Source organism: Amycolatopsis sp. NPDC114504 (assembly GCF_055633595.1).
In genome coordinates this window covers 1311680-1336311 of sequence record NZ_JBVKDU010000004.1, presented here as the reverse complement: position 1 = coordinate 1336311, position 24632 = coordinate 1311680, and the positions used below count along the sequence as shown (strand labels likewise).

The following is a 24632-nucleotide window of genomic DNA, read 5'->3' as shown; positions in this document are numbered from 1 at the left end:
CACCCGTCCGTGCGAGCCTGGTTTGGTACGTCGGTACGAGGAAAGGTTCGACACGGGTGATTGCGAAGGCTCCCGCCCCGGCTCCCGGCGCGGACACCTCCGGTGATCCCTACCTTCCCGCCCACGGCAACGGCGGCTACCGGGTCCGCCACTACGACCTGAACCTCGACTACAAGGTCGCGCCGAACCGGCTTTCCGCGTCGGCGGCGATCACCGCGGAGGCGACGCAGGCGCTTTCCCGCGTCAGCCTGGACTTCGGCGAGTTCCGGATCAACCGCGTGCTGGTCGACGGGAAGCCCGCGAAGTACCTGAAGCGCGGGGTGAAGCTGCACGTCCGGCCGGCGAGGTCGATCGCGGCGGGTGCCGCGTTCACCATCGAGGTGCACTACGTCGGCAACCCGCGCCCGGTGCACAGCCGCTGGGGCGACGTCGGCTGGGACGAGCTGACCGACGGTTCGCTCGTGGCGAGCCAGCCGGTCGGCGCGCCGTCGTGGTTCCCGTGCAACGACCACCCGGCGGACAAGGCGACCTACCGCGTGACCGTGACGACGGCGTCGCCGTACCTGGTCGCGGTCACCGGCAACCTGGTCGACCGCTACACCTCGGCGAGCACCACGAGGTGGGTGTACGAGCGTCCCGAGCCGACCGCGACGTACCTGATGAGCGTGCAGATCGGCCGCTACGACGAGCTCGAGCTGTCCGGCCGCGGCTGGTTCCCGCACACGGGCGTGAGCGCGCGCCGGCTGATGGTCGGCTTCGGCCACGGTCGCATCGATTCGGTCCTCGAGTCGGTACCGCAGCGGGCCGCCGTGCCCCCGCGGCTGCGTCGCCTCTTCGAACGCGACTTCGGCCGGCAGGGCCGGATGCTGGAGATGCTGCAGCGGCTGTTCGGCCCGTACCCGTTCGGCGAGTACGTCATCGTCATCACCGACGACGACCTCGACGACCCGATCGAGGCGCAGGGCATGGCGATCTTCGGCGCCAACCACGTCGACGGCCGCCGCACCCACGAGCGGCTCGTGGTGCACGAGCTGGCCCACCAGTGGTTCGGCAACAGCCTGACGGTGGCCGACTGGCGTCACATCTGGCTGAACGAGGGCTTCGCGACCTACGCCGAGTGGCTGTGGTCGGAGGAGTCGGGCGGGCAGTCCGCGCGGGAGCTGGCCCGCGCCTGGCACGCGCGGATCAAGGCCAAGCCGGCGGACGTCCGGATCGCCGACCCGGGCGTGGCCCGCATGTTCGACGAGCGCGTCTACAAGCGCGGGGCGCTGACGTTGCACGCGCTCCGGGCGGAGATCGGCGACCCGGCGTTCTTCGCGCTGCTGAAGGCGTGGACGGGCGACCACCGCCACGGCCTGGTGACGACCGAGGGGTTCGTGGCCATGGCGGAGGCGTACGCGGCCCGGTCGCTGGACGCGTTCTTCGACCGCTGGCTGTGGACGCCGGCGCTGCCGCCCCTGCCGGGCGCCTAGGACCCGCCGCGGGCGGCCTCGACCAGCCAGACCGCGCCCGAGATGCGAACCCCTTCGGGCGTCTCGAACGCTTCGAGCCCCGCCCGCAGGTGGTCCCGCGTCCGCGCCACGACCTCCGGGTCGAGTCCGGCCAGGTTGGTGCGGACCGGCCCCTGGCCGAGGATGAACTCGGCCGCGTCGGCGGCGTCACGGCCGTAGTCCATCGGCGCGGTGACCGGCTCGATCCGGATGCCGGTGAACCCGGCCGCTTCGAGCACTTCGCGGATGCGGGCCGGGTCGACCAGTGAGCCCATGCCGCGCGAAGCGGGCGACGGGGCGCGCAGCAGGGGCTTGAGCGCGCTGGTGGCGCGGGCGTAGTCGCTGTCGGGCCCGCCGCCCTGCGGGCCGATGAACACCAGCCGCCCGCCCGGCCGCAGCCCGCGAAGGATGTTGGCGAACGCGGCCACCGCGTCCTCGAAGAACATCACCCCGCCCCGGCTGATCGCGACGTCGAAGCCGGCGTCGGGGAAGGGGTGGACCTGGGCGTCACCCTGCTCGAACCGCACGTTGGCGAGGCCTTGGGCGGCCGCGTCGGCGCGGGCGCGTTCCAGCATCGGGGCCGAGAGGTCGACGCCGACGACGGTCCCGCGGCCGGCCTGCCGCGCCGCCAGCAGCGTGACGTGGCCCGTCCCGCAGCCGACGTCGAGGACCCGGTCGGCCGGAGCGATCGCGGCGGTGTGGAAGAGGGCGTCGTTGAAGGCGCCGACGATCGCGTTGTAGCGGGCGCGGTTCTGCGCCCAGTGCGCGCCCTCCCAGCCGTTCCAGGCTTCGGCTTGCCGGGCGTTGGCGATGACGGTCATGTGGACCTCCGGTGCTTACTAGAGCGACACTCTAGATGTACACTCCAGTAATGGTGGAGCGCAAGAAGCGGGTCCGCGACGCCCCTCGGACCCGCCGGCGGATGCTGGAGGCGGCTCGCGACCTGTTCCTGAGCAACGGCTACGGCGCGACGACCCTCAAGGAGATCGCCGACCGGGCCGACGTCGCCGTGCAGACGATCTACTTCACCTTCGGCAACAAGCGGGTGCTGCTCAAGGAACTGGTCGACGTCGCCATCGCGGGTGACCTCGAACCGGTCGCGACGATGGACCGGCCGTGGTTCCAGGAGGCTCTCGCGGCCCCGACCGCCGAAGCGCACCTGCGACTGCACGTCCGCGGCACGCGCGGGATCCTGGAGCGCGTCGCCCCGATCGTCGAGATGCTGCGCGCGGCCACCGCGGCCGACCCGGCGCTCGCCGGGCAGTGGGACGCCGACGTCGACCCGCGGTTCGCCGTCCACCTCGAAGCGGCGCGGTCCTTGCTGGCCAAACCGCGGGCCCGCGCCGGGATGAGCGCCGAGCACGCCGCCGACCTGCTGTTCGGCGTGCTCAGCCCGGAGCTCTACCAGGTGTTCGTCCGTGACCGCGGCTGGTCGCCGGAGCGGTGGGAGACCTGGGCGGCCGACACCCTGGCCGCCCAGCTCTGCGCAGTCGCCTGACTCCCTGACTCCCTGTCACGCTGGATACATCGGATGTATCTGCGGCTTTCTGGGTGAACAACCCTGGCCTTTTGGGACTCTGTCTGCAAACATGGCCGCACGCCGCCTGTGGATCTCGTGAAACGTAGTATGAATCCGAAAGGATGCTTCATGGACGCAGTGTCGCGGCGAACCGTGCTCCGCTCTGCCTCGGTCGTGGCGGGGGCCGCCGCGTTCGGGGGACTCTGGGCTCGTGCGGCCCCGCCCGCGCTGGCCGCCGGGAACCCGCACCGCGACGTCGCCACGGACGCGCGCATGGTCTGGAAGCGGCTCCCGAAGAACTGGCAGGAGGGCCCGTTCCTCGCCAACGGCTACCTCGGCGCGCAGGTCTACGCCGGGAAGACGCCGCAGGTCCTCAAGGTGATGCTGAGCCACACCCAGGTGCAGGACCAGCGCGTCCAGTGGGAGGCCGGGATCGGGCTGTCCCGGCTGCCGATCGGCTACCTCACGCTCACCCTCGCCGGCGCGGTCACCGCCGTCGACTGGACGCTCGACCTCTACAACGCCGAGCTCGGCGGCACGATCACCACCACCCAGGGCTCGGTCGCGTTCTCCGCCGTCGTGCACAACGACCTCGGCGTGCTGCTCGTCTCGCTGACGCCGAGCGCGGGAGAGGCCGGCGCGGCGTGGGCGTTCCAGCCGCTGGAGTCGGCGACCACCCGGACCGTCCGCAAGCCGCCCGAGTACGTCGCCAACCCGGCGCCCGGGCTCGGTGACGGCTACTGCGCGCAGCCGATGCTCGCCGGCGGCGGCTACACGACCGCGTGGCAAGAACGCACGATCGGGGGACGACGGCTGCTCGCCGCGACCGTCGCCTACAGCTTCCCGGGCACGACGCACACCGCGGACGCCCTCGCGGGCGTCCGGAAAGCGCTTGCCGCGAACCCCGACGCCCTGCTCGCCCGGCACCGCCGCTGGTGGAACGACTTCCACCGGCGCAGCTTCGTTTCGGTGCCCGACAAGCAGGTCCAGCGGTTCTACTGGATCCAGCTCTACAAGATCGCGGCCGCCACCCGCGCGGGCGGGCCGGTCGTGTCCGAGTGGGGCCCGTGGTTCCCCGAGGTCGGCAACAGCTGGACCGCGGTCTGGTGGAACCTCAACGTCCAGGTCACCTACCCGATCGTCAACAGCAGCAACCACCCCGAGCTCGACGCCGTCACCGAGACCTTCCGGCGCGACCACGCGAACCTCGAGACGTCCGTGCCGCCGGCCTACCGCGACGGCGACACCTATGCGCTCTCGCACCCGGGCGACTGGCGGCTGCGGCCCGGCGGCACGCGCTCGGTCGGCGTCCCCGGCACGACGTCCAAAACGGACCAGACCGGGAACCTGTTGTGGGGCCTGCACAACGTCTGGCTCGCCTACCGCCACCACCTGGACCGGCGCGTGCTGCGCGACGTCCTGTACCCGACGCTGGCGAAGGCGCTGAACTTCTACCGCCACTTCCTCTTCACCGGCCCGGACGGGTCCCTGCACCTGCCGCTGACCCGGTCGCCGGAGTACGCCGACGCGCCCGACTGCACCTACGACCTGTCGCTGATCCGGTGGGCCGCCCGCACGCTCGTCGACACCGCGCGGATCTTGTGCCTCGACGAACCGCGCGTCCCGATCTGGCAGGAGATCGGCGCGAAACTGGTGCCCTACCACGAAGACCCCGCGAACGGCGTCCTGATCGGCGACGGGGTTCCCCTGGCGGAGTCGCACCGGCACTTCTCGCACCTGCTGTGGCTGTACCCGTTGCGGGAGAAGGTCTGGGACCGTCCCGGTGATCGCGACGTCATGACCCGGACGTTCAACCACTGGACGGCCGACCAGAAGGCCTGGCACGGCTACAGCTACGCGGCCGCGTCGTCGATGTCCTCGGTGATGGACGCGCCCGAGGAAGCGTTGCGCTACCTGAAGTTCTTCCTCGACCGGAACATCGTCGCCGAGACCGAGCTGACCGCGAACACGATGTACCGCGAGGGCTCCAACTTCGCGATCGAAAGCCCGATCACCGCCGCTCAGTCCGTTGTGGACATGCTGATGCAGGGGTCCGGCGGGGTGCTCAAGGTCTTCCCGTCGGTGTCGGCGACCTGGCGCGACGCGTCGATCGCGGGCCTGCGCGCGGAGGGCGCGTTCCTCGTGGACGCCTCGCGTCGCGACGGCAAGACGGAGTTCGTCCGCGTGCACAGCGAAGCCGGCGAGCCGCTGGTGCTGCAGCACGGCGTCCCCGGCGACGTCGACGTCCGCGACGAGCACGGCCGGCGGCTGCCGTGGCGCCCGGCCGGGCCCGGGCGGATCGCGATCGGGCTGCGGCGCGGCGGCACCGCCGTCGTCACCCCGCGCGGCGGGCGGCCGGACCTCGCGCCCCGGGACGTCCCCGCTCTCGGCCCCGCACCGGCGTGGGGCCTGCCGAGCTGAAATCCGCTTTCGACAAGGAGGTCGGAATGGACATCACCCGAAGGACCGTGCTCGGCGGCGCGCTCGCCGGGCTGGCCGCGGCCGGCTTGACGCCCGGACTCGCCGAAGCCGCGCCCGGCGGCGACGACTTCGGCTGGGCCGGGTTCCTCGGCACCGCGGACCTGTACTGGCGGCGGCTGCCGAAGACCTGGTACGAGGGCCCGTTCCTGGGCAACGGGTTCCTCGGCTCGGGCATCTACGCCGAACCCGGGCGGAACGCGATCCGCTTCAACGTCCAGCACAGCCAGGTCCAGGACCACCGCCCGGAGTTCGGCTCGCTGTTCGGCCTGGCGCGGCTGCCGATCGGGTACTTCACCCTCGAACCCGTCGGCGCGATCACCGCGATCGACTGGCGGATGGACCTGTGGAACGCCGAGCTCACCGGCACGATCACGACCGCGGCGGGCAGCCTGAGCCTGCGCGCGATCGTCCACACCGGACAGTCGCTGCTGGCCGTCGAGGTCCGGCCGTCCGAAGGGGAACGCGGGTTCCAGTGGGTGTTCCACCCGGCGGCCGCGGTCAGCCCGCGCGCCGACCCGGTGTGGAACAAGCCGCCGCCCGCGGGCTACACCGCGAACCCGCCGGTGCAGCTGAGCGGCAGCGGCGACGCGCGGCTGGCCGTCCAGCCGCTGCTGGCCGGCGGTGAGCACGTGACGGCCTGGCGGGAGGTGACCCGCGGCGGCGCGCGCACGCTGTACACGTCGGTGGCCTGGTCGCACCCGGCGAAGACGTCGGCGGCGCGGGCGCTCTCGGTGGTGCGCCGGGTTTCTTCCTTCGGTGCGCTGACCCAGGACCACCGGCGCTGGTGGCACGACTACTACCGGCACAGTTTCCTGTCCATTCCGGACACCCGGCTGCAGAGCTTCTACTGGATCCAGCTGTACAAGATCGCTTCGGCGGCCCGGCGGGAGGCGCCGGTGATGGCGACGTCGGGGCCGTGGCTGGAGAACACGCCGTGGCCGGCGACGTGGTGGAACCTGAACGTCCAGCTCGAATACTGGCTGATCCACGGTTCCAACCACCTGGAGCTCGACGCCGTCAGCTGCGCCCTCGACAAGTACCGCGCGAATCTCAGCAGCCAGGTGGCGACGCCGTACCAGGCCGACTCCGCGGGCATCCCGCGCACGACCGACATGACGCTGCTCAACGGCGTCTCGAACGCCACGAGCGGGTTCCCGGTCGGGGTGCCGGGGCAGGACCCGCCGACCCCGGAGGTCGGCAACCTGACGTGGGCGCTGCACAACGTGTGGCTGTCCTACCGCCACACGATGGACTCCGCGCTGCTGCGGGACACGCTGTTCCCGTTGCTGCGCAAGGCGATCAACTACTACCTGCACTTCCTCGCGCCGGGCCCGGACGGGAAGCTGCACCTGCCGCCGACGTTCTCGCCCGAGTACGGCGTCGATGCCCCGGACTGCAACTACGACCTTTCGCTGATTCGCTGGGGCTGTCGCACGCTCCTGCGGACCGCGCCCGGCGATCCGCTGGCGGCTCGGTGGCGGGACGTCCTGGCGTCGCTGGTGGACTACCCGGCGGACGCGAACGGATACATGATCGGCGCCGGCGTGCCGTTCGCGAAGTCGCACCGGCACTACTCGCACATGCTGCAGATCTACCCGCTCTACGACGTCACGTGGGAGCAGCCGGAGCACCGCCAGATCATCGAGACGTCGCTGAACCACTGGGTCGGCTTCGAGGGGGCGCTGCAGGGGTACACGTTCACCGGCGCGGCGTCGATCTCGGCCCAGATGCTGCGCGGCGAGCAGGCGGCGTTCTACCTGGGCGAGCTGCAGCGCCGGTACATCCAGCCGAACACGATGTACAAGGAGTCGGGCCCGGTCATCGAGACACCGTTGTCGGCGGCGAAGTCGATGCAGGACATGCTGGTCCAGAGCTGGGGCGGCGTGGTCCGGCTGTTCCCGGCGGTGCCGGAGGCCTGGGGCGACATCGCGCTGCGGGACTTCCGGACGGAGGGGGCGTTCCTGCTCAGCGCGTCGCGCTCGGGTGGGAAGACGCGCTGGCTGAAGGTCCACAGCGAGGCGGGAGCGCCGTGCGTGCTGCGGCCGGGCATCGAGGGAGAGCTGACGGTGACGGACGCGCGAGGTCGTGCCCGACACTGGCGGCGGCTGCCCACCGGCGACGTCCAGGTCGAGCTGGGGAGGGGCGAGGAGGCGTTCGTCTACCGGAAGGGGGACCGGCCGGACTTCGGGGTGCGGCCGGTCGCGCCGGGCGGGGCGAGCGAGCCGTGGGGGTTGCCGTGAGGGAGTGATCGGGCCGGCTTTCCGCGTTCGTGCCCGGGAGGCCGGCCCGCGCGGCAGAATGGGCCCCCTGACGAGGGGAGCGGGGATGAGCGAGCCGGGGCCACCGGGGGAGCGGCCGGGCGGGGACGGATCGAACGGGCCGGACGGTCCGCAGCCGTCCGTTCCGGGAGATGCGGTGGGCGGGTCGCAGCCACCTGCCGCCGGGAATGCCGCGGGTGGGCCACAGTCGCCTGCCGTGGGTGAGCCGCAGTCGCCCGCCGCGGGGTATGCCCAGGGCAGGCCGCAGCCGTCCGCTCCGGGAGCCCCCGCGGGTGGGCCACCGCCGCCCGCCGCGGGATATGCCGCAAGCCAGCCGCAGCCGCACGCTCCGGGGTATGCCGCGCGTGGGCCGCAGCCGCCCTACCAGCAGTTCTCCCAATACCCGCAGTGGCAGCCGCCCGTGCCGCCGAAGAAGACCTCGCCTGCTGCCGTTGTGCTGATCGTCGGGTCGATCTTCGTTGTCATCCTGATGGCGCTGGCCTTTCTGGCCTGGGGATACCCCGGCTTCCTGCGCGAACCGGACGGCAAGAGCGCCGTCGGGAGCGCGCCCACGTCGTCGCCGGGGTTCAGCTCCTCGCCGCCGACTTCCGTTACCCCGAGCGCCGCGTACACGGTGCCCAGCATCGGCTCGGCCCGGCTGCCGAAGCGCGCCAAACCCCTGGCCGATCCGGTGACCTGCGCCTTCACCCCGGACTCCACGTCACCCGCGCCGAAGAAGGTCGCGCCGCCGCCCGACGGTCCGGCCTCCTCGATCGGCTCCGTCCCCGTGCGGCTGAGCACCAGTGCCGGCGAGATCGGCCTCACGCTCGACCGGGCGCTCGCGCCCTGCACCGTGGTCAACTTCGTGAGCCTGGTGAAGCAGGGCTTCTACGACGGCACGTCGTGCCACCGCCTGTCCGTGACGTCCGGGCTGCAGATGCTCCAGTGCGGCGACCCGGTGGGCGACGGCACCGGCGGCCCCGGCTACTCGATCCGTGACGAGCTGTTCCCCGAGCTGACGTACGGCCGTGGCGTCCTCGCCATGGCGAAGACGGCCCAGCCCGACTCGGGTGGTTCCCAGTTCTTCCTCGTCTTCGGCGACGTCGAGATCTCACCGGAGTACACGGTCTTCGGCAGCATCGACGACGCGGGCCTCGGCGTCCTGGACCACGTCGCCCGCGGCGGCATCGACACCTCCCGCCCCGGCATCGGCGACGGCAGCGGACCGCCGAAGATCCCGGTCACCTTCACCCGGGTCACCACCCCGTGACGAAAGAGGCATCACACGTGATTGCAGGGGCATCACGCGTGATTGGAGGGGCATCACGTGCGATGCCCCTCCAGACACAGGTGATGCCCGCTCAAGCACGCGTGATGCCCCCTCAGTCACGGTCCAGGAGTGACTTCAGGGCCGTGAGGAGGTCGCCAGCGGCCTCCGGCGAGCCTGAGTGGTGGAGCCAGGCGACGTAGCCGTCGGGGCGGATCAGGAGGCAGCCGTCCTCGTCGATGCCGCTCAGCCGGGACCAGTCGCCGTACGCGTCGCGGCCTTCGGGGTCGCCGACGCGCACCGCGCGCACGTCGAGGCCCAGCTCGGCGCCCACCTTGGCCGCCGCGTCGCGCCACGGCGTGCCGGTCAGGCCGGTCAGGACCGTCCAGCGGCCGCCGCCCACGAGGTCCAAAGTGGACACCCGGCGCCCGTGCGGGCCGACCAGCCACGCGTGCGGCAGCTTCGCCCCCGGCTCGGTGCTCGGCCGGTGGAACAGCTCGGGATCGCGCTCGGCAAGCGCCACGACCCCGTCGGGCAGCACCGCGCCCGAGGCGTACCGCTGATCCATCTCGACGCCGTGCGCGTTGAACTCGTAGTGCTTCAGCTCGATGGCCTTCTCCAGCTCACGCCGCTTCAGAGCGCCCTCGGCCGTCGGCGCGAGGCAGGTCTCGAGCCCGGCCGTGATGCCCTCGGCGTCGGTGCCGCCGGTGATGCCCAGCGCCGCGAAGATCGGCCCGAACTGGTCGCGGCTGAGGTTCGCGCGGTCGACGATCTGCTTGCCGACCGGCGCCCGTTCGGCGCTGTAGCTGTCCAGCAGCCCTTCGCCCGCTTCGCCGCGAAGCACCATCGCGAGCTTCCACGCGAGGTTGTAGGAGTCCTGGATCGACGTGTTCGAGCCGAGCCCGTTGGACGGCGGGTGCCGGTGCACGGCGTCCCCGGCGCAGAACACCCGGCCGGCGCGGTACTCGGTCGCGTAGTTGTGGTTGACCGTCCACAGCGACGTCGAGGTGATCTCGACATCCAACGAAGGGTCGCCGACGAGGTCGCGCACCAGCCGCGTCGCTTCCTCGGCGTCGATCTCGGGCGGTTCCTGGGCGATGTCGTAACCCCAGGTCAGCAGCCATTCGTTCCACGGCCGCACCATCCGGACCAGACCCATCCCGATCCCGCCGAGGTGCGCGCCGGGCCGCATCACCCAGTACAGGACGCTCGGCCGGTGCGCGACGTACGGCGCGAGGTCGGCGGTGAACGTGATGTTCATGCTGCCCGCCTTGCCGGTCTGCCCGGCGATCGGCAGGCCGGCCTGCTCGGCGACCCGGCTGCGCGCGCCGTCCGCACCGATCAGGTACTTGGCGCGCAACGTGAACTCGTCGCCGCGCACGCGGTCGCGGAACCGCGCGGTGACGCCCTCGGCGTCCTGCGTGAAGTCCAGGAACTCCGTGTCCAGGCGGAGTTTCGCGCCGCGGGCGGCGGCTTCGCTGACCAGGATCGGTTCGAGGTAGGTCTGCGGCAGGTCGATCATGTGGCACGGGCTGGCCGCGGCGTACTCGGCTGCGGAGGAGTCGCCGGTGCCCCAGCTGCGGATGCGGCCGATCTCCGGTCCGGTCAGGGACGTGCAGAGCACGGTGTCGCCCATCAGCTCGGGCGGCGTGCCGACGGCGAGGGCCTTGTCTTCGACGCCGAGGTCGCGCAGCACCTCCATGGTGCGCTGGTTGGTGATGTGCGCGCGGGGCGTGTTGGCCGTCCAGCCGTACTTGGTGGCCAGCACGGTCGGTACGCCGTAGGTGGCGAGCAGCAGCGCGGCGGAACCGCCGGCCGGGCCGCTGCCGACCACGATGACGTCGGTGTCGTAGCTCATTCGCTGCTCCCTGAGATCCGGAAGGTGAACTCGAGCCGCTGCTCGGCGAAGTCGACGATCAGCCCGTCCTTGACGCCGAACACGGTGTCGGAGTCGAGGTAGTCGCCGCCGGCGACGAACAACTGCGTGATCAGCGTCCGGTAGCCGGGCTTGGCGATCATGAAGTGGACGTGCGGCGCGCGGTAGGGGTGCCGGCCGACGGCCTGCAGCATCTCGCCGACCGGGCCATCGGCGGGGATCGGGTACGCACTCGGCACGATGGTCCGGAAGCGCAGCCTGCCCTCGGCGTCGGTGCGGAAGCGGGCGCGCAGCACCGGGCCGTCGACCTCGGGCAGCTGGACGTCGTAGAAACCGTCCTCATTGGACTGCCAGACGTCGACGATCGCGTCCGGGACCGGCCGGTCGTCGGTGTCGGTGACCCGGATGTCCGTCCACAAGGGAGTCCCCGGCAGTCCTTCGGCCAGGTCGGCGCCCTGCGGGGTCTCCGGCGGACCGTCCACGTAGAACGGCCCGAGCACGGCCGACGGCGTCGTGTCCGGCGTCCGCGAGTTGGTCAGGACGTCGACGACGCTCGACACGCCGAGGGTGTCCGACAGCAGGATGAACTCCTGCCGTGTGTCGGTGGTGATGTGGCCGGCGCGGGTCAGGAAGCCGATCGCGTACTCCCACTCGTCCTGCGTGAGGTCGGTGCGGATCGCGTAGCCGTGCAGGGTCTCGACGAGGTCCGTGAGGAGGGTGCGGACGCGGTCCGGGGCGGCGGCGAAGCTGTCGACGACCTGCTGCGTGAGCGCCTTGAGACTCGGGGGTGCGGCCGGGCGGGTGCCGTTCAGGGCCTGGCGGAGCAGGTCCGCCTCCGGCTCGCCGGCGATGTCGGCTTCGGTGAGCCCGAGCTCGGCCAGCGAGTGCGGGATCGGGAGGGCGCTCGCGAGCTCGAAGACGTCGCTCGCGTCGTCGAGGCCCTTGTGCGCCATGACGTACGGGAGCAGGACGGCGTGCGTCTCCGCGTGCGGCAGGCCGAACTTGCCGCCGAGGAGGTGGCAGAGCTGGTGGTGCAGGCCCATCGAGACGGCGTCGAGGCAGGTACCGGCCAGCCAGGCGCCGCGCAGGGCGTCGGCGCGGGCGTCCACATCGGACGGATCTTTCGCTATGCGCGGCAACGCTTTCGTGAGCAGCCTCGTCGCCTCGGCGGCGAGCAGGTCGGTCATCGGATTGGCGTCGGGGGCGTAGCGGGCCTCGACGGCGTGGGCGAGCGCGTTGAGCCCGCTGGCCGCCGAGACCGCCGCCGGCAGGGAAAGCGTCAGCTCGACGTCGTAGAGCACGGTCTCGGGCCGGACCTTCGGGGTCCGCTGGGTGGTCTTGCGGCCGTCTTCGGTCTGGCCGAGGACCGACGTCAGCTCGGAACCCGCGTACGTCGTCGGGACGATCAGCTGCGGCAGGTCGGTCCGCAGCGCGATCGCCTTGGCGAGCCCGGTGGCCGAGCCGCCGCCGATCGCGACCACGCCGTCGACGTCGTACTCCGCGACGACCTTGAGCGCGCGCTCGGTGACGTCGACCGGCGTGTGCATCGCGGCGTCTTCGAAGCGCGCGGCCAGCCGCGGGCCGAGCGCCTCGGCGGCACGGTCGGCGTACCGCGGGCGGCCGATCAGCAGGACCCGCCGGAGGCCGAGCAGGTCGGCTTCGGCACCGACGGCGTCGAGCGAACCGAAGACCACCCGGACGGGGTTCGCGGCGTGGGTGAACGAGGTCATGCGGGGGAGTATCCGGTGCGCACCGGGGCGGGGTCCTGCACGAACGCGGCGCGGGACGGCACGAAACGCGCGTCCGCTCAGCCCGCCCTGCGCAGGGCCGCCGGGGTCGTGCCGAGCTGGGCGCGCAGCACCCGCGTCAGGTGCTCCTGGTGGGAGAAGCCGCAGCGGGCCGCGATGTCGGCGATGGGGTCGTCGCCCGTGCGCAGCAGCAGCCCAGCCTGTTCCACGCGCAGCCGCAGCAGGAACCGGTGCGGGGGCAGGCCGGTGCGGGCCTTGAACTGCCGCGAGAACTGGCTGACGCTCAGCCCGGCGAGCGCGGCCAGCTCCGCCAGGGGCACCGGCTCGGCCAGGCGTTCCGCCATCAGCTCGCGGACCCGCGTGAACTTCCGGTCGGACAGACCGCGCGCCGGGGCGGGCACCCGGACGGGCCCGGCGTGGTGGCGGCGGACGAGCTGCGCCGCGACGAGCGCGCCCAGCTGGTCGGCGTAGGTGCGGGCGCTCGGCTCCCAGTCGCGGACGACGCCGTCGAGGCTGAGGACCAGCTGTTCGAGCAGGGGGTCGGAGCTGCCGAGCTCCTCGGCGAGCCGGACGGGCGCGTGGTCGCCGGCGGCCTCCTGCACGGCGTCGTCGGCGACGTAGACGTGCACGGTTTCGAGCTCCCCGCCGAGCTCGACCGACAGATCGGCGTGCGAAGGCTGCAGGAACAGGCCACCGGCGGGCATCCGGCGGCTGCGCTCGTGCGGGGTGCCGACGCCGCGCCGGACCGTCACGGGGCCGTCGAGGTGCAGGATCAGCTGGTGGCTGCGGGCGGGCGCGAAGGCGGCGCGGTAGGGACGTTCCCGCTGCCGGGAGACGTAGACGCGGTCCCAGCCGAGCCCGGCGCTGGTGCGTTCGGGCCGGACCCAGGGCAGCGCGAGGATGCCGTTGGTGTCGGTCAGCCCGAGTTCGCCCACGCCTGCCTCCTCGACGTCGAGGCTGTCCGCGATGGTACGCGAACCTCGGCCGTGGGCCGGACGTCTTCCCCGCAGTCCGTCCGACCGCTGGAGGTTCTTTGCCGTTCACCTTCGCCCACCCGGCCGCCGTGGTGCCGCTGGCCCGCCGGCTGTGGCTGCCGGGCCTCGTCGCGGGCTCGGTGGCGCCCGACGTCGCCTACTACGTGCCGGTGCCGGGTGGTGAGCTCACCCACGAGCGCTCGGGCTCGTGACGCTGGACCTGCTTCTGGGGCTCGTCCTGGTCGCGACCGGTTACGCCGTGCTCGGCCCGGTCCTGGCGCTCGGCCCGGCGGGCCTGCGGGACCGCGTGCCGCGGCCGGCCGTGCGCGTGCGGTGGCCCGGAGCGGTGGTGGCGATCGTGGTGGGAGCGGCCACCCATCTGCTCTGGGACGCCTTCACGCACACGGCCGGCTTCATGGTCCGGCACTGGCCGCTGCTGCGGGTGCCGGTGACCGGGCCGCACCGGTTGTACAACGTCGTCGGCTACGTCTCCTCGGTGCTGGGCCTGCTCCTGCTCGGGGTCGTGGCGACGCGATGGTACCGCCGGACATCGCGGGCCGACCGCGCCTGGCCGGCGCTCCCGCGAGCCACCCGGACGGTGGTGCTCGCCGGGCTCGGCGTGGGCCTGCTGGTCGGCGCGCTGCTCGGCCTGACCGACCCGGTGAGCCGGGTGAGCGGCTACGACTGGGTCCGGTGCCTCCTGCTCGGCGCGGTGCGCGGGTTCACCCTCGCGGCGGCGGCGTACGTGCTCGCCTGGATGGTCGGCTCGCGTGCCCGGAGGGTCGACTCCCCAGGTACGCAAGGCGACCCTGCCGGTGCTCAGCCCGGGGATGCCCGGCCGTGGCGCCAGTAGCCCAGGAACGCGATGTCGGACTTCGCCCAGCCGCGGTCCCGGACCAGGTGCCGGCGCACCCCCGTCGCCAACGCCGACTCGCCGGCGACCCACGCGTACGCCCGGTCACCCGGCAGGTCGGCGGCGAGGACCGTCGCCAGGGCCAGCGTGCCGGGCCGGCCGGGCCCGGACCTCGGCAGCCAGTGCACCCGCACCCCGGCCGGCGCCGAAACCGGCCGGACGTCGTCGGCCGACGGCACCTCCAGGAACGCCTCGGCCACCAGGTCGGCCGGAGCGTTCTCGAGGATCGACAGGATCGCCGGCACCGCGCTCTCGTCGCCGGCCAGCAGCTGCCACGACACTCCGGACGGCGGCAGGTAGCTGACACCCATGTCGAACACGCCCGCCGGATCGCCGGGACGGGCCCGCCGGGCCCACGAGGCCGCCGGGGCGTCGCCATCATGGAGGGCGAACTCGATGTCGATCTCGCCGGGACGCGCTCGCCGGATCGTGTAGTTGCGCACCCACGGGCGGCGGCTCTTCGGCATGACCAGCACCTCGGCCATCCAGCCCTCGTTGTCCAGGGTCGGCATCCGCAGCCCGTCCTGGCCGACGCGGGGGAAGAACAGGCGCACGGCCTGGTCGTCGCCCGCCACCTCGAGGTCCGCCACCGCCGGGCCGCCGAGGGTGATCGTCCGGAACGCCGGGCTGGGCGCGGTGTTCGCCAGGACTTCGAGGGTGATCATCCGCCGGGTACCGGGGCGACGCACTTTCGGGATCATCGGATGTCCAGCACGAGCCGCGACGACGCCCGCGACACGCACGCGTACATCCGCCCCGGCGGCGCGCCGATGTCGTCGCGGTGCTCGGGTTCGCCCTCGAGGACCGTCAGCTCGCAGCTCCCGCAGACGCCTTCGCGGCACCCGGAGGGCACCTGCCGCCCGGCGTGGTTCAAGGCGTCGAGCAGCGACTCGTCGGCCGGGACCTGGATCGTCGTCCCGGACCGCGCGCACACCACCTCGAACGGCTCGTCCGGCCCGAAGACGCGCCGGGTCGGCTCGAAGCGTTCCGCGTGCAGCCGCGGGAACACCGCTTCGGCCGCGGCGAGCATCGACGCCGGCCCGCAGCAGTAGACCTCGCCCGTGAAGTCCCCGAAGGAGGCGAGATCCGGCCGGCCGCCGGCGAACAGCCGCACGCGGTCGCCATACGTGTCGGCCAGTTCCGACGCGAACGGCATGCTCGAAGCCGACCGCCCGACGTACACCAGCGAAGCGGCGGCCCTGGACGAGACGGCCGCCCGCAGCATCGGCACGATCGGCGTGATCCCGATGCCGCCCGCCAGGAACAGGTACTCCGCGGCGGGAACGAGCGGGAAGTGGTTGCGCGGCAGGGAGACTTCGAGTGTCCGGCCGGGACTCAGGTAAAGGTGCACGTACTCCGAGCCGCCGCGGCTCAACCGGTCGTGGCGGACCGCGATCCGGTACGCCGAGAGGTCGCCGGGATCACCGCACAGCGAGTACTGCCGGGTCAGCCAGTTCGGCAGCGCGAGGTCGATGTGCGCGCCCGGCTCCCACGGCGCCAGCGGGCCTTCGTCCCCGCGCAGCACGAGGGAGACGACGTCGTCGGCGACGCGCTCGACGCGGTCGAGAATGGTTTTCTGCATGGTCAGTACAACTTCCGGTAGCTGTCTTCGAGGACCTGCTCGAACACCGCCGGGTCGACGGCCACGCCCAGCTGGTCGGTGACGATCTCCCCGGCCGACGGCATCTCCGCCGCGAGCGCCTGGCTGGCCGGGTCCCACAGCCGCGACCGCAGCAGCGCCCGGCCGCAGTGGAAGAACGCCTCGGCGACCTCGACGATGATGGCGAGCATCGGTGCCTTGGCTTCGGTGCGCATCCGGGCGAGCACGTCCGGGTCGTCGGTGATGTAGGCGTTCCCGTTGACGCGCAGGACTTCCCGCATGCCGGGGATGAGGAACAGCAGGCCGACACCGCCGTTCTCGGCGATGTTGCGGAACGAGTCGGCGATCTTGTTGCCGGGCCGGTCGGGGAGCGCGAGCGTGTGCTCGTCGAGGACCTTCACGAAGCCGGGGTAGTCGCCGCGGGGCGAGCAGTCCCCGCGGCCCGCGGCGTCGGACGTCGCGAGCGCGAGGAACGGCGCGTGCGCGATGAACCGGCGGGCGTGCTTGTCGACGTGGTCGAGCTTCTTGCCCTCGATCATCTCCTCGGGAGCGCCCAGCCGGCTCCTCACTTCGGCCATGGAGACCCGCCGGTAGCGGGTGCTCAGCGTATTTGTGCTGGTCATGGCACAATTATGAGCAAACATTCAGGTCTTGCGCTACTCGCTTTCGGAGCCGCGCGGAAGGGAGCGCCGTGTCGCCGGGCCAGCGCCGCATCCAGCCACGTAAACAGCCCAGGCAGGTCCGCGCCGAGCTGACCCGCCAGCGGATCCTGAGCGCCGCTGCTCACGTTTTCGGCGAGCACGGCTACGCCGCGGGCACCACCAACCGCATCGCCGAGCGGGCCGGGATCTCCATCGGTTCGCTGTACCAGTACTTCCCGAACAAGGACGCGATCCTCGCCGAGCTGCTGGTCCGCCACCTCGACGACGGCATGGCCATCGTCGAGCGGGTCCGGCGGGAGCAGCTGCCGGGCCCGATCGACGAGGTCTTCCGCGTCTTCGTCCGCGGGGCGATCGAATCGCACCTCGGCGAGCCCCGCCTGCTGCGGATGCTGCGGGAGCAGGCGCCGCAGACGAACGAGCTGCTGGAGAAGGCCGAACGGATGAAGCGGTCCCTGACCGCCTACGTGCGGGAGCTGCTGGAGGGCCACCCCGAGGTCCGGGTCGCCGACACGGAGACGGCGGCCCGGCTGATCGTCACGACGGTCGAGCTGGTGATCCACCAGCTCGTGGCCGACCACGAGCCGGTGGACACCGGGAAGCTGGAGAACGAGCTGGTCGCGATGCTGACGCGCTACGTCACGGGGTGAACTGGTAGGCGCCGGCGTCGACCCGGGTGCCGACCGGGTTGCCGTCGACGTCGATGCCGGAATACCGCACCGTGCCGAGGCCGATGGCCGGGCTGCCCGCGGTGAGGACCAGGTTCGTGGCCGAGGTGAACTTCGGGTCGGCGACCTTGTCCGTGGCACCCGGCGTGAACTGGCGCTGACCGCCGAAGAAGACGTTGTGGTCGGTGGCGGTCCAGCCGTCGTCGGCGTACCCGACCTTCATGGCGGACTGGATGACGTTCTGGGTCAGCGTCAAGGTCTGGTTCGTGCAGCCGCCGTAGCAGACGAAGCCCTCGGACTCGGCGTTGCTCAACCGCACCGAGTTGTTGCGGAAGACGGTGCCGGTCACCGGGCCGTTGCCGTCCTCGGCGCCGCGCGTCACGATGCCGCCGCGGGTCTTGGCGCCGAAGACCGCGTTGTACTCGTAGAAGTTGTCGCGGGACACGCCGTCCGGGTCGTCGGCGTCGGTGCCGAGCTCGGTGAAGGACTCGTTGTCCTCGGCGATGTTGTGGTGGATGACGTTGCCCGAGCCGTAGAAGATCTCCACGGCGGCGCCGTCGAGGCCGCCGAAGTCGTCGCTCACCGCGATCGAGCCGCTGATCCGGTTCCAGCCGATGTCGGACCCGTTGCCCTGCACCAGGATCGCGAACGCGCCGGAGTCGTCGTTGCCGCCCGGCGTCACGACGGTCATGTGGTTGTTGTCGACGAGGTCGTTCTGCGTGACCTCGGTGCCGTCGGCGGACGGCGCGATGTAGACGCCCGCGCCGGCGCCGGTGACGAGGTTCGACAGCACCTTGTCGTGGTCCCCGCCGACCTCGACCCCGGCCCAGGAGCAGCGGCCCGCGTCGGCCGCGACGCCCACCTGCAGGTCCTGGACGGTGACGTAGTCGCCGGGCAGGTTCACGCAGGCTTCCTCGTTGCCCTGGACGATCGGGCGCGCCCCGTCGCCGTATGCGCCGATGGTCACCGGGGCCGACGCGCTGCCGGAGCCGCGCACGGCCAGCCCGCCGCTCCAGGTCCGGCCGCGGCGCAGCAGCACGGTGTCACCCGGGTTCAGCGTCGTCGCGGCGACCTTGGCGAGGGACTTCCACGGCGCGGACTGCGTCCCGGCCGCGGCGTCGCTGCCGAGGGTCTGGTCGACGTAGTAGGTCTTGGTGGCCGCGGCGGCGTCGGTCGCGGTGAGGGCACTGGCCGCGAGGGCGGCGAACACGCCCAGCGTGAGCAGGTTCTTCGACATGGCGCGCGACGGTAAGCCGGGCTCGTACACGGGCCGTACAAGCTCGGGGCGCCGGCCGTCGGGGAAAGCACCTCGCCCGGGCCCAGGAGGTCGACGCGCTGCCGGACATGGTCATGGCGCCTGCGGGCGCCGTTGGCCAGCCGCTTCGAAGTCCGCGTGGCCGAGCCAGGTCACCGGTCCCGGGCCACCAGCGCGGCCTGCGTGCGGCTCGTGACGCCCAGCTTGGCCAGCACGTTCCCGACGTGGGCCTTCACCGTCCGCTCGGCCAGCCGCAGCCGGGTCGCGATGTCCCGATTGGACAGTCCTTCGCCGAGCAGCTCCAGCACGTCCCGTTCGCGCGGGGTCAACGTGCCGCCGCCGCTCAACGCCGACGCCACCGCCGGGCTCAGCGCGGTCAGGCCCTGGTGCGCCGCGCGGACGGCGGCCGCCAGCTCGTCGCCGGAAGAGTCCTTCAGCACGAACCCGGCCGCGCCCGCCGTGATCGCTTCGCGGATCTCGCGGGGACGGCCGACCGTCGTCAGCATCAGCACCCGGGGCGCCGGAGACTCCAGCCGGCGCAGGACTTCGAGGCCGTCCATGCCGGGCAGGTAGAGGTCGAGCAGGACGACGTCGGCTTCGACGGCCGAGGCGAGCAGCTCCGGGCCGCTCGCGTACCGCGCGACGACGTCGAGGTCCGGCCGCGCCCCCAGGATCAGGGCGATGCCCTCGCGCACGAGCGCGTGGTCGTCGACGACCTGGACCCGGATCATGCCGACATTGAACCTCATTCAGCCGTCGGTCGGCGCGAGAGTCACCGCAGGCCGCGACTTACAGTTCGTAGCGCCGACCTAGCCAGAATAAGGTTCACTCTACTGTCGGGCGCATGCGCCAGTCTCTCGTCACGACGGCCGCGACCGCGGCGGTGTTCTTCGCCAGCGGCGCCTGGACCCCGCACCAGGGCTGGTTCGCGGCGCTGCTCAGCGCGGCCCAGCTGGTCCCGCTGCTGTGGTCGCGCCGCGCGCCCGCCGTCGTGCTGGTGGTCGTCACCCTCGCGACGGCCGGGCACCTGGTGCTCGACCACCCGCGCAACACGATGTACGTGCCGGTGCTGCTCGCGCTCTACAGCACACCGCAGCGGTGGCTAGCGGCCGCGGCGGCCCTCGCCGTGGGAGCGGCGGTGTTCCCGGCGAAGGGCCCGCTCGACGGCACGCTCCTGGCCCTCACGATCTGCGCGGTCGCCTGGCTGCTCGGCGCCGAACGCCGGCGCGCGCTGGCCGACCGGGCCGAGCGCGCGGCCCGGCGGCTGCACGACACCCTCGCCCAGACCACGGCCGTGATGCTCGTGCAGGCCGAGACGCTGCGCGCGGTCGGGGACCTGACCGACGCCGACCGCGACCGCCTCGACACCCTCCTGGCCGCCGGCCGGGGCGCGCTCACGCTCGTCCGCCGCACGCTCGACGACCTGCACGACGACGCCGAACGTCCGCCCGATCTCGCCGAGGTGCTGGCCCGGCTGCGCACGGCGGGTCTCGTCCTCGACCGCGACCCGGTGCTGCCGGCGTTGCCGCGTCCGGTGCGGGAGCTGGCCGAGCGGTTCGTCGCGGAGACGGCCGTGAACGCGTTGCGGCACAACGGCCCTGGCGTCCGGCTGCGGCTGGACGTCGAGGTGGGGGACGGCGTCACGATCACCGCGCGCAACCCGCTCAAGGGAAGTCCGCGCGCGGGCGGGGGTTACGGCCTGGCCGGGCTCGCGGAGCAGGCCGCGGCGGCCGGGGGAACGCTGACGCACGGGCCGCGGGACGGCGAGTGGATCGTCAGCGTCGCACTGCCAGCAGCTGCGACACGGTCACGAACCGGTAGCCGCGCTGCTTGAGCCGGTCGACGACCGGCCCGATCGCCTGCCGGGTCTGCTCTCGCGAGGCGTACATGGCGTGCAGCAGCACGATCGAGCCGGGGCGGACCTGGTCGAGCGTGGTCTTCTCCACGGTGGCGGCGTCCGGGGTGCCTTCGGAGTCCGGTTCGACGTCCCAGGTGATCGTCGTCCGGTTGTGCGACGCGAGGTAGTGCGGCAGCGCGAAGAGCTTCTTGCCGTTCGGCGGCCGGAAGAGGATCTCGCCGGGGTAGCCGGCGGTGCGGATGAGCGCGTCGGTGGCCTCGACCTCGTCGGCGACCCAGGCCGGCGTCACGCCGATCATGCGCTCATGGCTGAAGCTGTGGTTGCCGAGTTCGTGCCCCGCCGCGGCGATGTCGCGCGCGAGGTCCGGGTGCGCGGCGATGTCCCGCCCGATGAGGAAGAAGGTCGCGGGCACCTCGCGCTCGCGAAGCGTGTCCAGGATCGCCTGGGTCCCGGCCGGATCGGGGCCGTCGTCGAAGGTGAGGGCGACGACCTTCTCGACGGTGTCGACGCGGTTCACGAGGGTGCCGAAGAACTGGAAGGTCCGCGACTTCGACACCTCGAACAGCGTGAACGCGGCGGCGATGACGACGACCAGCACGCACGCCACGACGATGGCCCACTTCCGCGCGCGGCGGGATTTCACGATCATGGCGTCACTCTGGCTTCACCCGATGAGACGAGGAAGCCGCGAAGGTACTAGTACCTCCGCGGCTTCCGTAAGACCGTCACAGCGGGTTGAAGACGCCCAGGGGAGCGGTGCAGAACGGGCCGCCGACGTACTCGGCCGCGGCCCCGGTCGGTGCGGGGTGGGAAGCCAGCTGCTCCGCGTACACCTCGGCGTCGTCGAGGGACTTGTAGCCCAGCGCCTCCGCCTCTTCCAGGGAGTAGATCCGGCGCGTGTTGTCCGAGACGCCCCAGATCAGCCGGTACCCCGGCGACGGCGCGGACAGGCAGGCCTCGAACAGCCGCGCGCCGTCGTCCGGCGACAGCCACGTCGTCAGGCCGCGCGGGCCCAGCGGCAACGGCGTCTCGAAGCACGAGCCGATCCGGATCACGATGACGTCCATGCCGAACCGCGAGTGGTACAGGCTGCCCAGCGCCTCGATCGCCGCCTTGGAGACGCCGTAGTACGTGTCCGGGCGCGGCGAGGAGTCCGCCGGCAGGTCGGAGTCGTTGCGGCGGAAGCCGACCGCGTGGTTGCTGGACGCCAGGATGACGCGCGAAATCCCCGCCGCGCGGGCCGCCTCCAGGACCGTCTGCGTGCCGTTGATGTTGACGTCGAGCGTCGCTTCCCACGTGTTCTCGCGGCTGTGCCCGCCGAGGTGGATCAGCGCGTCGACGCCTTCGCACGCCGACGCCATCGCCTCGGCGTCGGTGACCGAAGCCGTCACGACCTCTTCGGAGGCGTCCGACGCCGTCTGCGGCGCCAGGTCGAGCAGGCGCAGCACGCGGCCGTCGCGCTTCAAGCGGGGCCGCATCAGGGTGCCGACGACACCCGCCGACCCGGTGATGAGCACACGCTGGTCCGTCATTGTGTTCCTTCCGGTAATGGCGGCGGCTAGCGGATGCCGGCCCGGCGCAGCTGCTGCCCGAGCTCGGCGGTGGTTTCGGCGAGCAGCTCGCCGACGCGCTGCGCGTCGGCGTCGGTCACCTGGGAGATCGGCATCGAGCAGCTGATCGCGTCGGTGCCCGGGATCCGGTAGGGGATCACCGCGGCGACGCAGCGGACGCCGAGGGTGCCTTCCTCGATCTCGGCGGCGTAGCCGCGCTCGCGGGTCGCGGCGCACTCGGCGTGCAGGGCTTCGAGCGAGGTGATGGTGTTCGGGGTCAGCGGCGGCAGCGTCGCGGGCATCAACGCCTCGATCTCGTCGTGCGTCAGCTCGGCCAGCAGCGCCTTGCCCAGCGCCGTCGCGTGCGTGGGCAGCGTGCGCCCGACGCGGGAGACGAGGTGCGTGGAGCGTTGCGACTCGCGCGTCTCCAGGTAGACGACCTCGGTGCCGTTGCGCCGCGCGAAGTGCGCGGTGAAGCCGGTCTTCTCCCGGATGCGCTCCAGTGCCTCCGTGGCGAACGGGACGACGGCGTCGCGGTCCAGGTACGCCGTGCCGCAGATCAGCGCGCGGACGCCGAGGCGGTAGCGGGCGGTGTTGGCGTCCGCCTCCAGCCAGCCGGCCTCCAGCAGCGTCCGCAGCAGGCCGTGCAGCGACGAGCGCGGGAAGCCCGTGCGCGCGTGCAGGTCCGAAAGGGACAGCCAGACGTCGTTCGCCGCGAAGGTCTCGATGAGGTCGACCGCGCGCCGCGCGGACTTCACCCCCGAGGATTCGGCGGGGGCACCGTCCGCTCGGGCGTCCGGATTGTCCACCTTCTGCGGCATTTGTGTGCCTCCGTCCGGCCGTTGACTTGTGACTCCGGCCATATTAGCGTCCCGAACAACGTTCTTATGGATGAACATAATCACTATAACAGACTCCGTTCATGGATGTGAACATCTCCTTCGAGACCGCATCGACGTGGACGCGGAAAGGAGCCTGCGGTGCACGCACTCGACTGGACGATGGTCTGCGCGTACTTCGCGCTGATGATCGTCATCGGCTGGTGGTCGCACAAACGGGTCAGCGACGTGAAGGACTTCTTCACGGCCGGCGGCAAGATGCCGTGGTGGCTGGCCGGCATCTCGCACCACATGTCCGGCTACAGCGCGGTGCTCTTCGTCGCGTACGCGGGGGTCGCGTACACCAGCGGCGTCACCGTGTACTTCTGGGGCTTCGCCAGCATCGGCATCGGCGTCGGGATCGGCAGCTGGCTGTTCGCCGCCCGGTGGAACCGGTTGCGCTCGAAGCTCGGCGTCGCCTCGCCGCTGGAGTACCTGGCCAAGCGGTACAACGTGCCGACGCAGCAGGCGCTCGCCTGGAGCGGCAGCCTGCTGAAGATCTTCGACATCGCGGCCAAGTGGTTCGCCGTCGCGACCCTGCTGCACGTCTTCGCCGGCCTGGACTACAACCTCGGCATCCTCATCACCGGCGCCGTCACCCTCGTCTACTGCACCATCGGCGGGCTGTGGGCCGACGCGCTCACCGACTTCGGCCAGTTCGTCATCCAGGGCATCGCCGCGATCGTGATGATCGTGGTCGTGCTGGGCAAGCTCGGCGGGATCTCCGCGCTCTGGACGATGTGGGACAAGCTGCCCGAGAACCACCTCGACCCGGTGACGTCCAAGTACACCACCATCTTCTTGCTCGTTTACGTGCTCGTGAAGACGCTGGAGTACAACGGAGGCATGTGGAACCTGGCGCAGCGCTACATGGCGGCGCCGAACACCCACGAAGCCCGGCGCGGCGCGCGGCTTTCGTCCGCGCTGTACCTCTTGTGGCCACTGGTGCTGATGTTCCCGATGTTCGCGGCGCCGCTGCTCATCCCGGGCGTCAAGGACCCCACGCAGTCGTACGCGATCATGACGACCACGTTCCTGCCGCCGGGCCTGATCGGCCTGGTGCTGGCCGGGATCTTCTCGCACACCATGGCGATGGTGTCCTCCGACGCCAACGCGATCTCCGCGGTGATCACCCGCGACATGATCCCGGCGATGTTCCGCCGCACCCGGCAGTGGACCGACACCCAGGGCCTCAAGGCGGCCCGGATCACCACGGTGATCTTCGTCGCGCTGACGATGCTCGTCGCCACCCAGGCGCAGAACCTCGGCGGCGTACTGCAGATCGTCGTCAACTGGGTCGCGGCGCTGATGGGCCCGATCTCGATCCCGCTGCTGCTGGGCATGCTGCCGTGGTTCCGCAAGTGCGGCCCGCGCGCGGCGCTGATCTCCTGGGCGGGCGGCCTGATCGACTACGCGCTCGTCTACTACGTCTTCAACGCGAACCAGACGGTGCTCGTCGCGACCCCGATCCTGGTCTCGCTCGCCCTCTACGTCGGCCTCGGCCTGATCGCGCCCGAGCGGAGCGCGGCGGCCGATGAGATCGTCGACACCGTGAACACCGACGACGACGTCGATCGCAAGAAGGCAGGCACAACAGTGCCTGCCTGACGTTGGCCACACCCGGCCGAACCCGATAAA

The 24632-nt window shown here is 71.8% G+C and carries 20 protein-coding genes and 1 pseudogene; 9 read left to right on the top strand and 12 right to left on the bottom strand.

All coding sequences use genetic code 11. The annotated features are described in order from the left end of the window. Positions 1-56 precede the first annotated feature (56 nt). Positions 57-1472, top strand: a complete 1416-nt coding sequence (locus ACZ7PG_RS35945) for a M1 family metallopeptidase (protein WP_470243613.1) — start codon at positions 57-59, stop codon at positions 1470-1472. On the opposite strand, the gene ACZ7PG_RS35940 is transcribed toward ACZ7PG_RS35945, so the two are convergent. Next, positions 1469-2311, bottom strand: a complete 843-nt coding sequence (locus ACZ7PG_RS35940) for a class I SAM-dependent methyltransferase (protein WP_470243612.1) — start codon at positions 2309-2311, stop codon at positions 1469-1471. The two genes, ACZ7PG_RS35945 and ACZ7PG_RS35940, sit on opposite strands and share 4 nt — an antisense overlap. Positions 2312-2361: 50 nt before the next feature. Here ACZ7PG_RS35940 and ACZ7PG_RS35935 point away from each other — a divergent pair, with 50 nt between their 5' ends. The 4 genes from ACZ7PG_RS35935 to ACZ7PG_RS35920 all read left to right on the top strand — a co-directional run bounded on the left by ACZ7PG_RS35935 (position 2362) and on the right by ACZ7PG_RS35920 (position 9018). Then, positions 2362-2988 carry a TetR/AcrR family transcriptional regulator gene (locus ACZ7PG_RS35935; protein ID WP_470243611.1) on the top strand — a complete coding sequence of 209 codons (627 nt, stop codon included), beginning with the start codon at positions 2362-2364 and terminating at the stop codon, positions 2986-2988. Positions 2989-3138: 150 nt separating this feature from the next. Beyond that, positions 3139-5430, top strand: coding sequence for a glycosyl hydrolase family 95 catalytic domain-containing protein (locus ACZ7PG_RS35930; protein ID WP_470243610.1), 2292 nt, complete (start codon positions 3139-3141; stop codon positions 5428-5430). A 26-nt stretch (positions 5431-5456) separates the two neighbouring features. After that, positions 5457-7730 carry a glycosyl hydrolase family 95 catalytic domain-containing protein gene (locus tag ACZ7PG_RS35925; RefSeq protein WP_470243609.1) on the top strand — a complete coding sequence of 758 codons (2274 nt, stop codon included), beginning with the start codon at positions 5457-5459 and terminating at the stop codon, positions 7728-7730. A 235-nt stretch (positions 7731-7965) separates the two neighbouring features. Then, positions 7966-9018, top strand: coding sequence for a peptidylprolyl isomerase (locus ACZ7PG_RS35920; protein ID WP_470243608.1), 1053 nt, complete (start codon positions 7966-7968; stop codon positions 9016-9018). Positions 9019-9130: 112 nt separating this feature from the next. Here the strand turns inward: ACZ7PG_RS35920 and ACZ7PG_RS35915 are convergent, their stop codons facing one another. The 3 genes from ACZ7PG_RS35915 to ACZ7PG_RS35905 all read right to left on the bottom strand — a co-directional run bounded on the left by ACZ7PG_RS35915 (position 9131) and on the right by ACZ7PG_RS35905 (position 13574). Then, positions 9131-10873, bottom strand: coding sequence for an FAD-dependent oxidoreductase (locus tag ACZ7PG_RS35915; protein WP_470243607.1), 1743 nt, complete (start codon positions 10871-10873; stop codon positions 9131-9133). Next, positions 10870-12621, bottom strand: a complete 1752-nt coding sequence (locus tag ACZ7PG_RS35910) for a maleylacetate reductase and hydroxyquinol 1,2-dioxygenase domain-containing protein (RefSeq protein ID WP_470243606.1) — start codon at positions 12619-12621, stop codon at positions 10870-10872. Before ACZ7PG_RS35910 ends, ACZ7PG_RS35915 begins: the two co-directional genes overlap by 4 nt. Before the next feature lie 77 nt (positions 12622-12698). Further along, on the bottom strand, positions 12699-13574 hold the full coding sequence (locus tag ACZ7PG_RS35905; protein ID WP_470243605.1) for a helix-turn-helix domain-containing protein: 876 nt from the start codon (positions 13572-13574) through the stop codon (positions 12699-12701). A gap of 128 nt (positions 13575-13702) precedes the next feature. Between ACZ7PG_RS35905 and ACZ7PG_RS35900 the strand changes: the two are divergent. Next, a pseudogene (locus ACZ7PG_RS35900) lies at positions 13703-14466 on the top strand (DUF4184 family protein). On the opposite strand, the gene ACZ7PG_RS35895 reads toward ACZ7PG_RS35900, so the two are convergent. Genes ACZ7PG_RS35895 through ACZ7PG_RS35885 form a run of 3 tightly spaced genes read right to left on the bottom strand, consistent with a single transcriptional unit; the run spans position 14433 to position 16749 of the window. Further along, positions 14433-15227, bottom strand: coding sequence for a siderophore-interacting protein (locus tag ACZ7PG_RS35895; protein WP_470243604.1), 795 nt, complete (start codon positions 15225-15227; stop codon positions 14433-14435). The pseudogene ACZ7PG_RS35900 and the gene ACZ7PG_RS35895 sit on opposite strands and share 34 nt — an antisense overlap. Next, positions 15224-16108: a PDR/VanB family oxidoreductase gene (locus ACZ7PG_RS35890; RefSeq protein ID WP_470243603.1), complete on the bottom strand. Its 885-nt coding sequence runs from the start codon at positions 16106-16108 to the stop codon at positions 15224-15226. The genes ACZ7PG_RS35895 and ACZ7PG_RS35890 overlap by 4 nt, the downstream gene beginning before the upstream one ends. Before the next feature lie 2 nt (positions 16109-16110). After that, positions 16111-16749 (bottom strand): MSMEG_1061 family FMN-dependent PPOX-type flavoprotein, encoded by a 639-nt coding sequence (locus tag ACZ7PG_RS35885; RefSeq protein WP_470243602.1) that lies wholly within the window; start codon positions 16747-16749, stop codon positions 16111-16113. Positions 16750-16817: 68 nt separating this feature from the next. Here ACZ7PG_RS35885 and ACZ7PG_RS35880 point away from each other — a divergent pair, with 68 nt between their 5' ends. After that, complete coding sequence (locus ACZ7PG_RS35880) at positions 16818-17435, top strand: TetR/AcrR family transcriptional regulator (protein ID WP_470243601.1); 618 nt, start codon at positions 16818-16820, stop codon at positions 17433-17435. Here the strand turns inward: ACZ7PG_RS35880 and ACZ7PG_RS35875 are convergent. After that, entirely contained in the window at positions 17425-18690 is a 1266-nt protein-coding gene (locus tag ACZ7PG_RS35875) for a right-handed parallel beta-helix repeat-containing protein (RefSeq protein ID WP_470243600.1), read from the bottom strand. The genes ACZ7PG_RS35880 and ACZ7PG_RS35875 overlap by 11 nt on opposite strands. A gap of 170 nt (positions 18691-18860) precedes the next feature. Beyond that, a complete protein-coding gene (locus ACZ7PG_RS35870) occupies positions 18861-19439 on the bottom strand; it encodes a LuxR C-terminal-related transcriptional regulator (protein WP_470243599.1) in 579 nt (192 codons plus the stop codon). 113 nt (positions 19440-19552) lie between these two features. On the opposite strand from ACZ7PG_RS35870, the gene ACZ7PG_RS35865 reads away from it, so the two are divergent. Beyond that, complete coding sequence (locus ACZ7PG_RS35865) at positions 19553-20542, top strand: histidine kinase (RefSeq protein ID WP_470243598.1); 990 nt, start codon at positions 19553-19555, stop codon at positions 20540-20542. Here the strand turns inward: ACZ7PG_RS35865 and ACZ7PG_RS35860 are convergent. The 3 genes from ACZ7PG_RS35860 to ACZ7PG_RS35850 form a co-directional block, all read right to left on the bottom strand. Continuing rightward, positions 20484-21215 carry a polysaccharide deacetylase family protein gene (locus ACZ7PG_RS35860; protein ID WP_470243597.1) on the bottom strand — a complete coding sequence of 244 codons (732 nt, stop codon included), beginning with the start codon at positions 21213-21215 and terminating at the stop codon, positions 20484-20486. The two genes, ACZ7PG_RS35865 and ACZ7PG_RS35860, sit on opposite strands and share 59 nt — an antisense overlap. 76 nt (positions 21216-21291) lie before the next feature. After that, a complete protein-coding gene (locus tag ACZ7PG_RS35855; RefSeq protein ID WP_470243596.1) occupies positions 21292-22098 on the bottom strand; it encodes an NAD-dependent epimerase/dehydratase family protein in 807 nt (268 codons plus the stop codon). Between the two features lie 26 nt (positions 22099-22124). Continuing rightward, complete coding sequence (locus ACZ7PG_RS35850) at positions 22125-22937, bottom strand: IclR family transcriptional regulator (protein ID WP_470243595.1); 813 nt, start codon at positions 22935-22937, stop codon at positions 22125-22127. A gap of 159 nt (positions 22938-23096) precedes the next feature. Here ACZ7PG_RS35850 and ACZ7PG_RS35845 point away from each other — a divergent pair, with 159 nt between their 5' ends. After that, on the top strand, positions 23097-24602 hold the full coding sequence (locus ACZ7PG_RS35845; protein ID WP_470243594.1) for a sodium:solute symporter family protein: 1506 nt from the start codon (positions 23097-23099) through the stop codon (positions 24600-24602). Positions 24603-24632 lie beyond the last annotated feature (30 nt).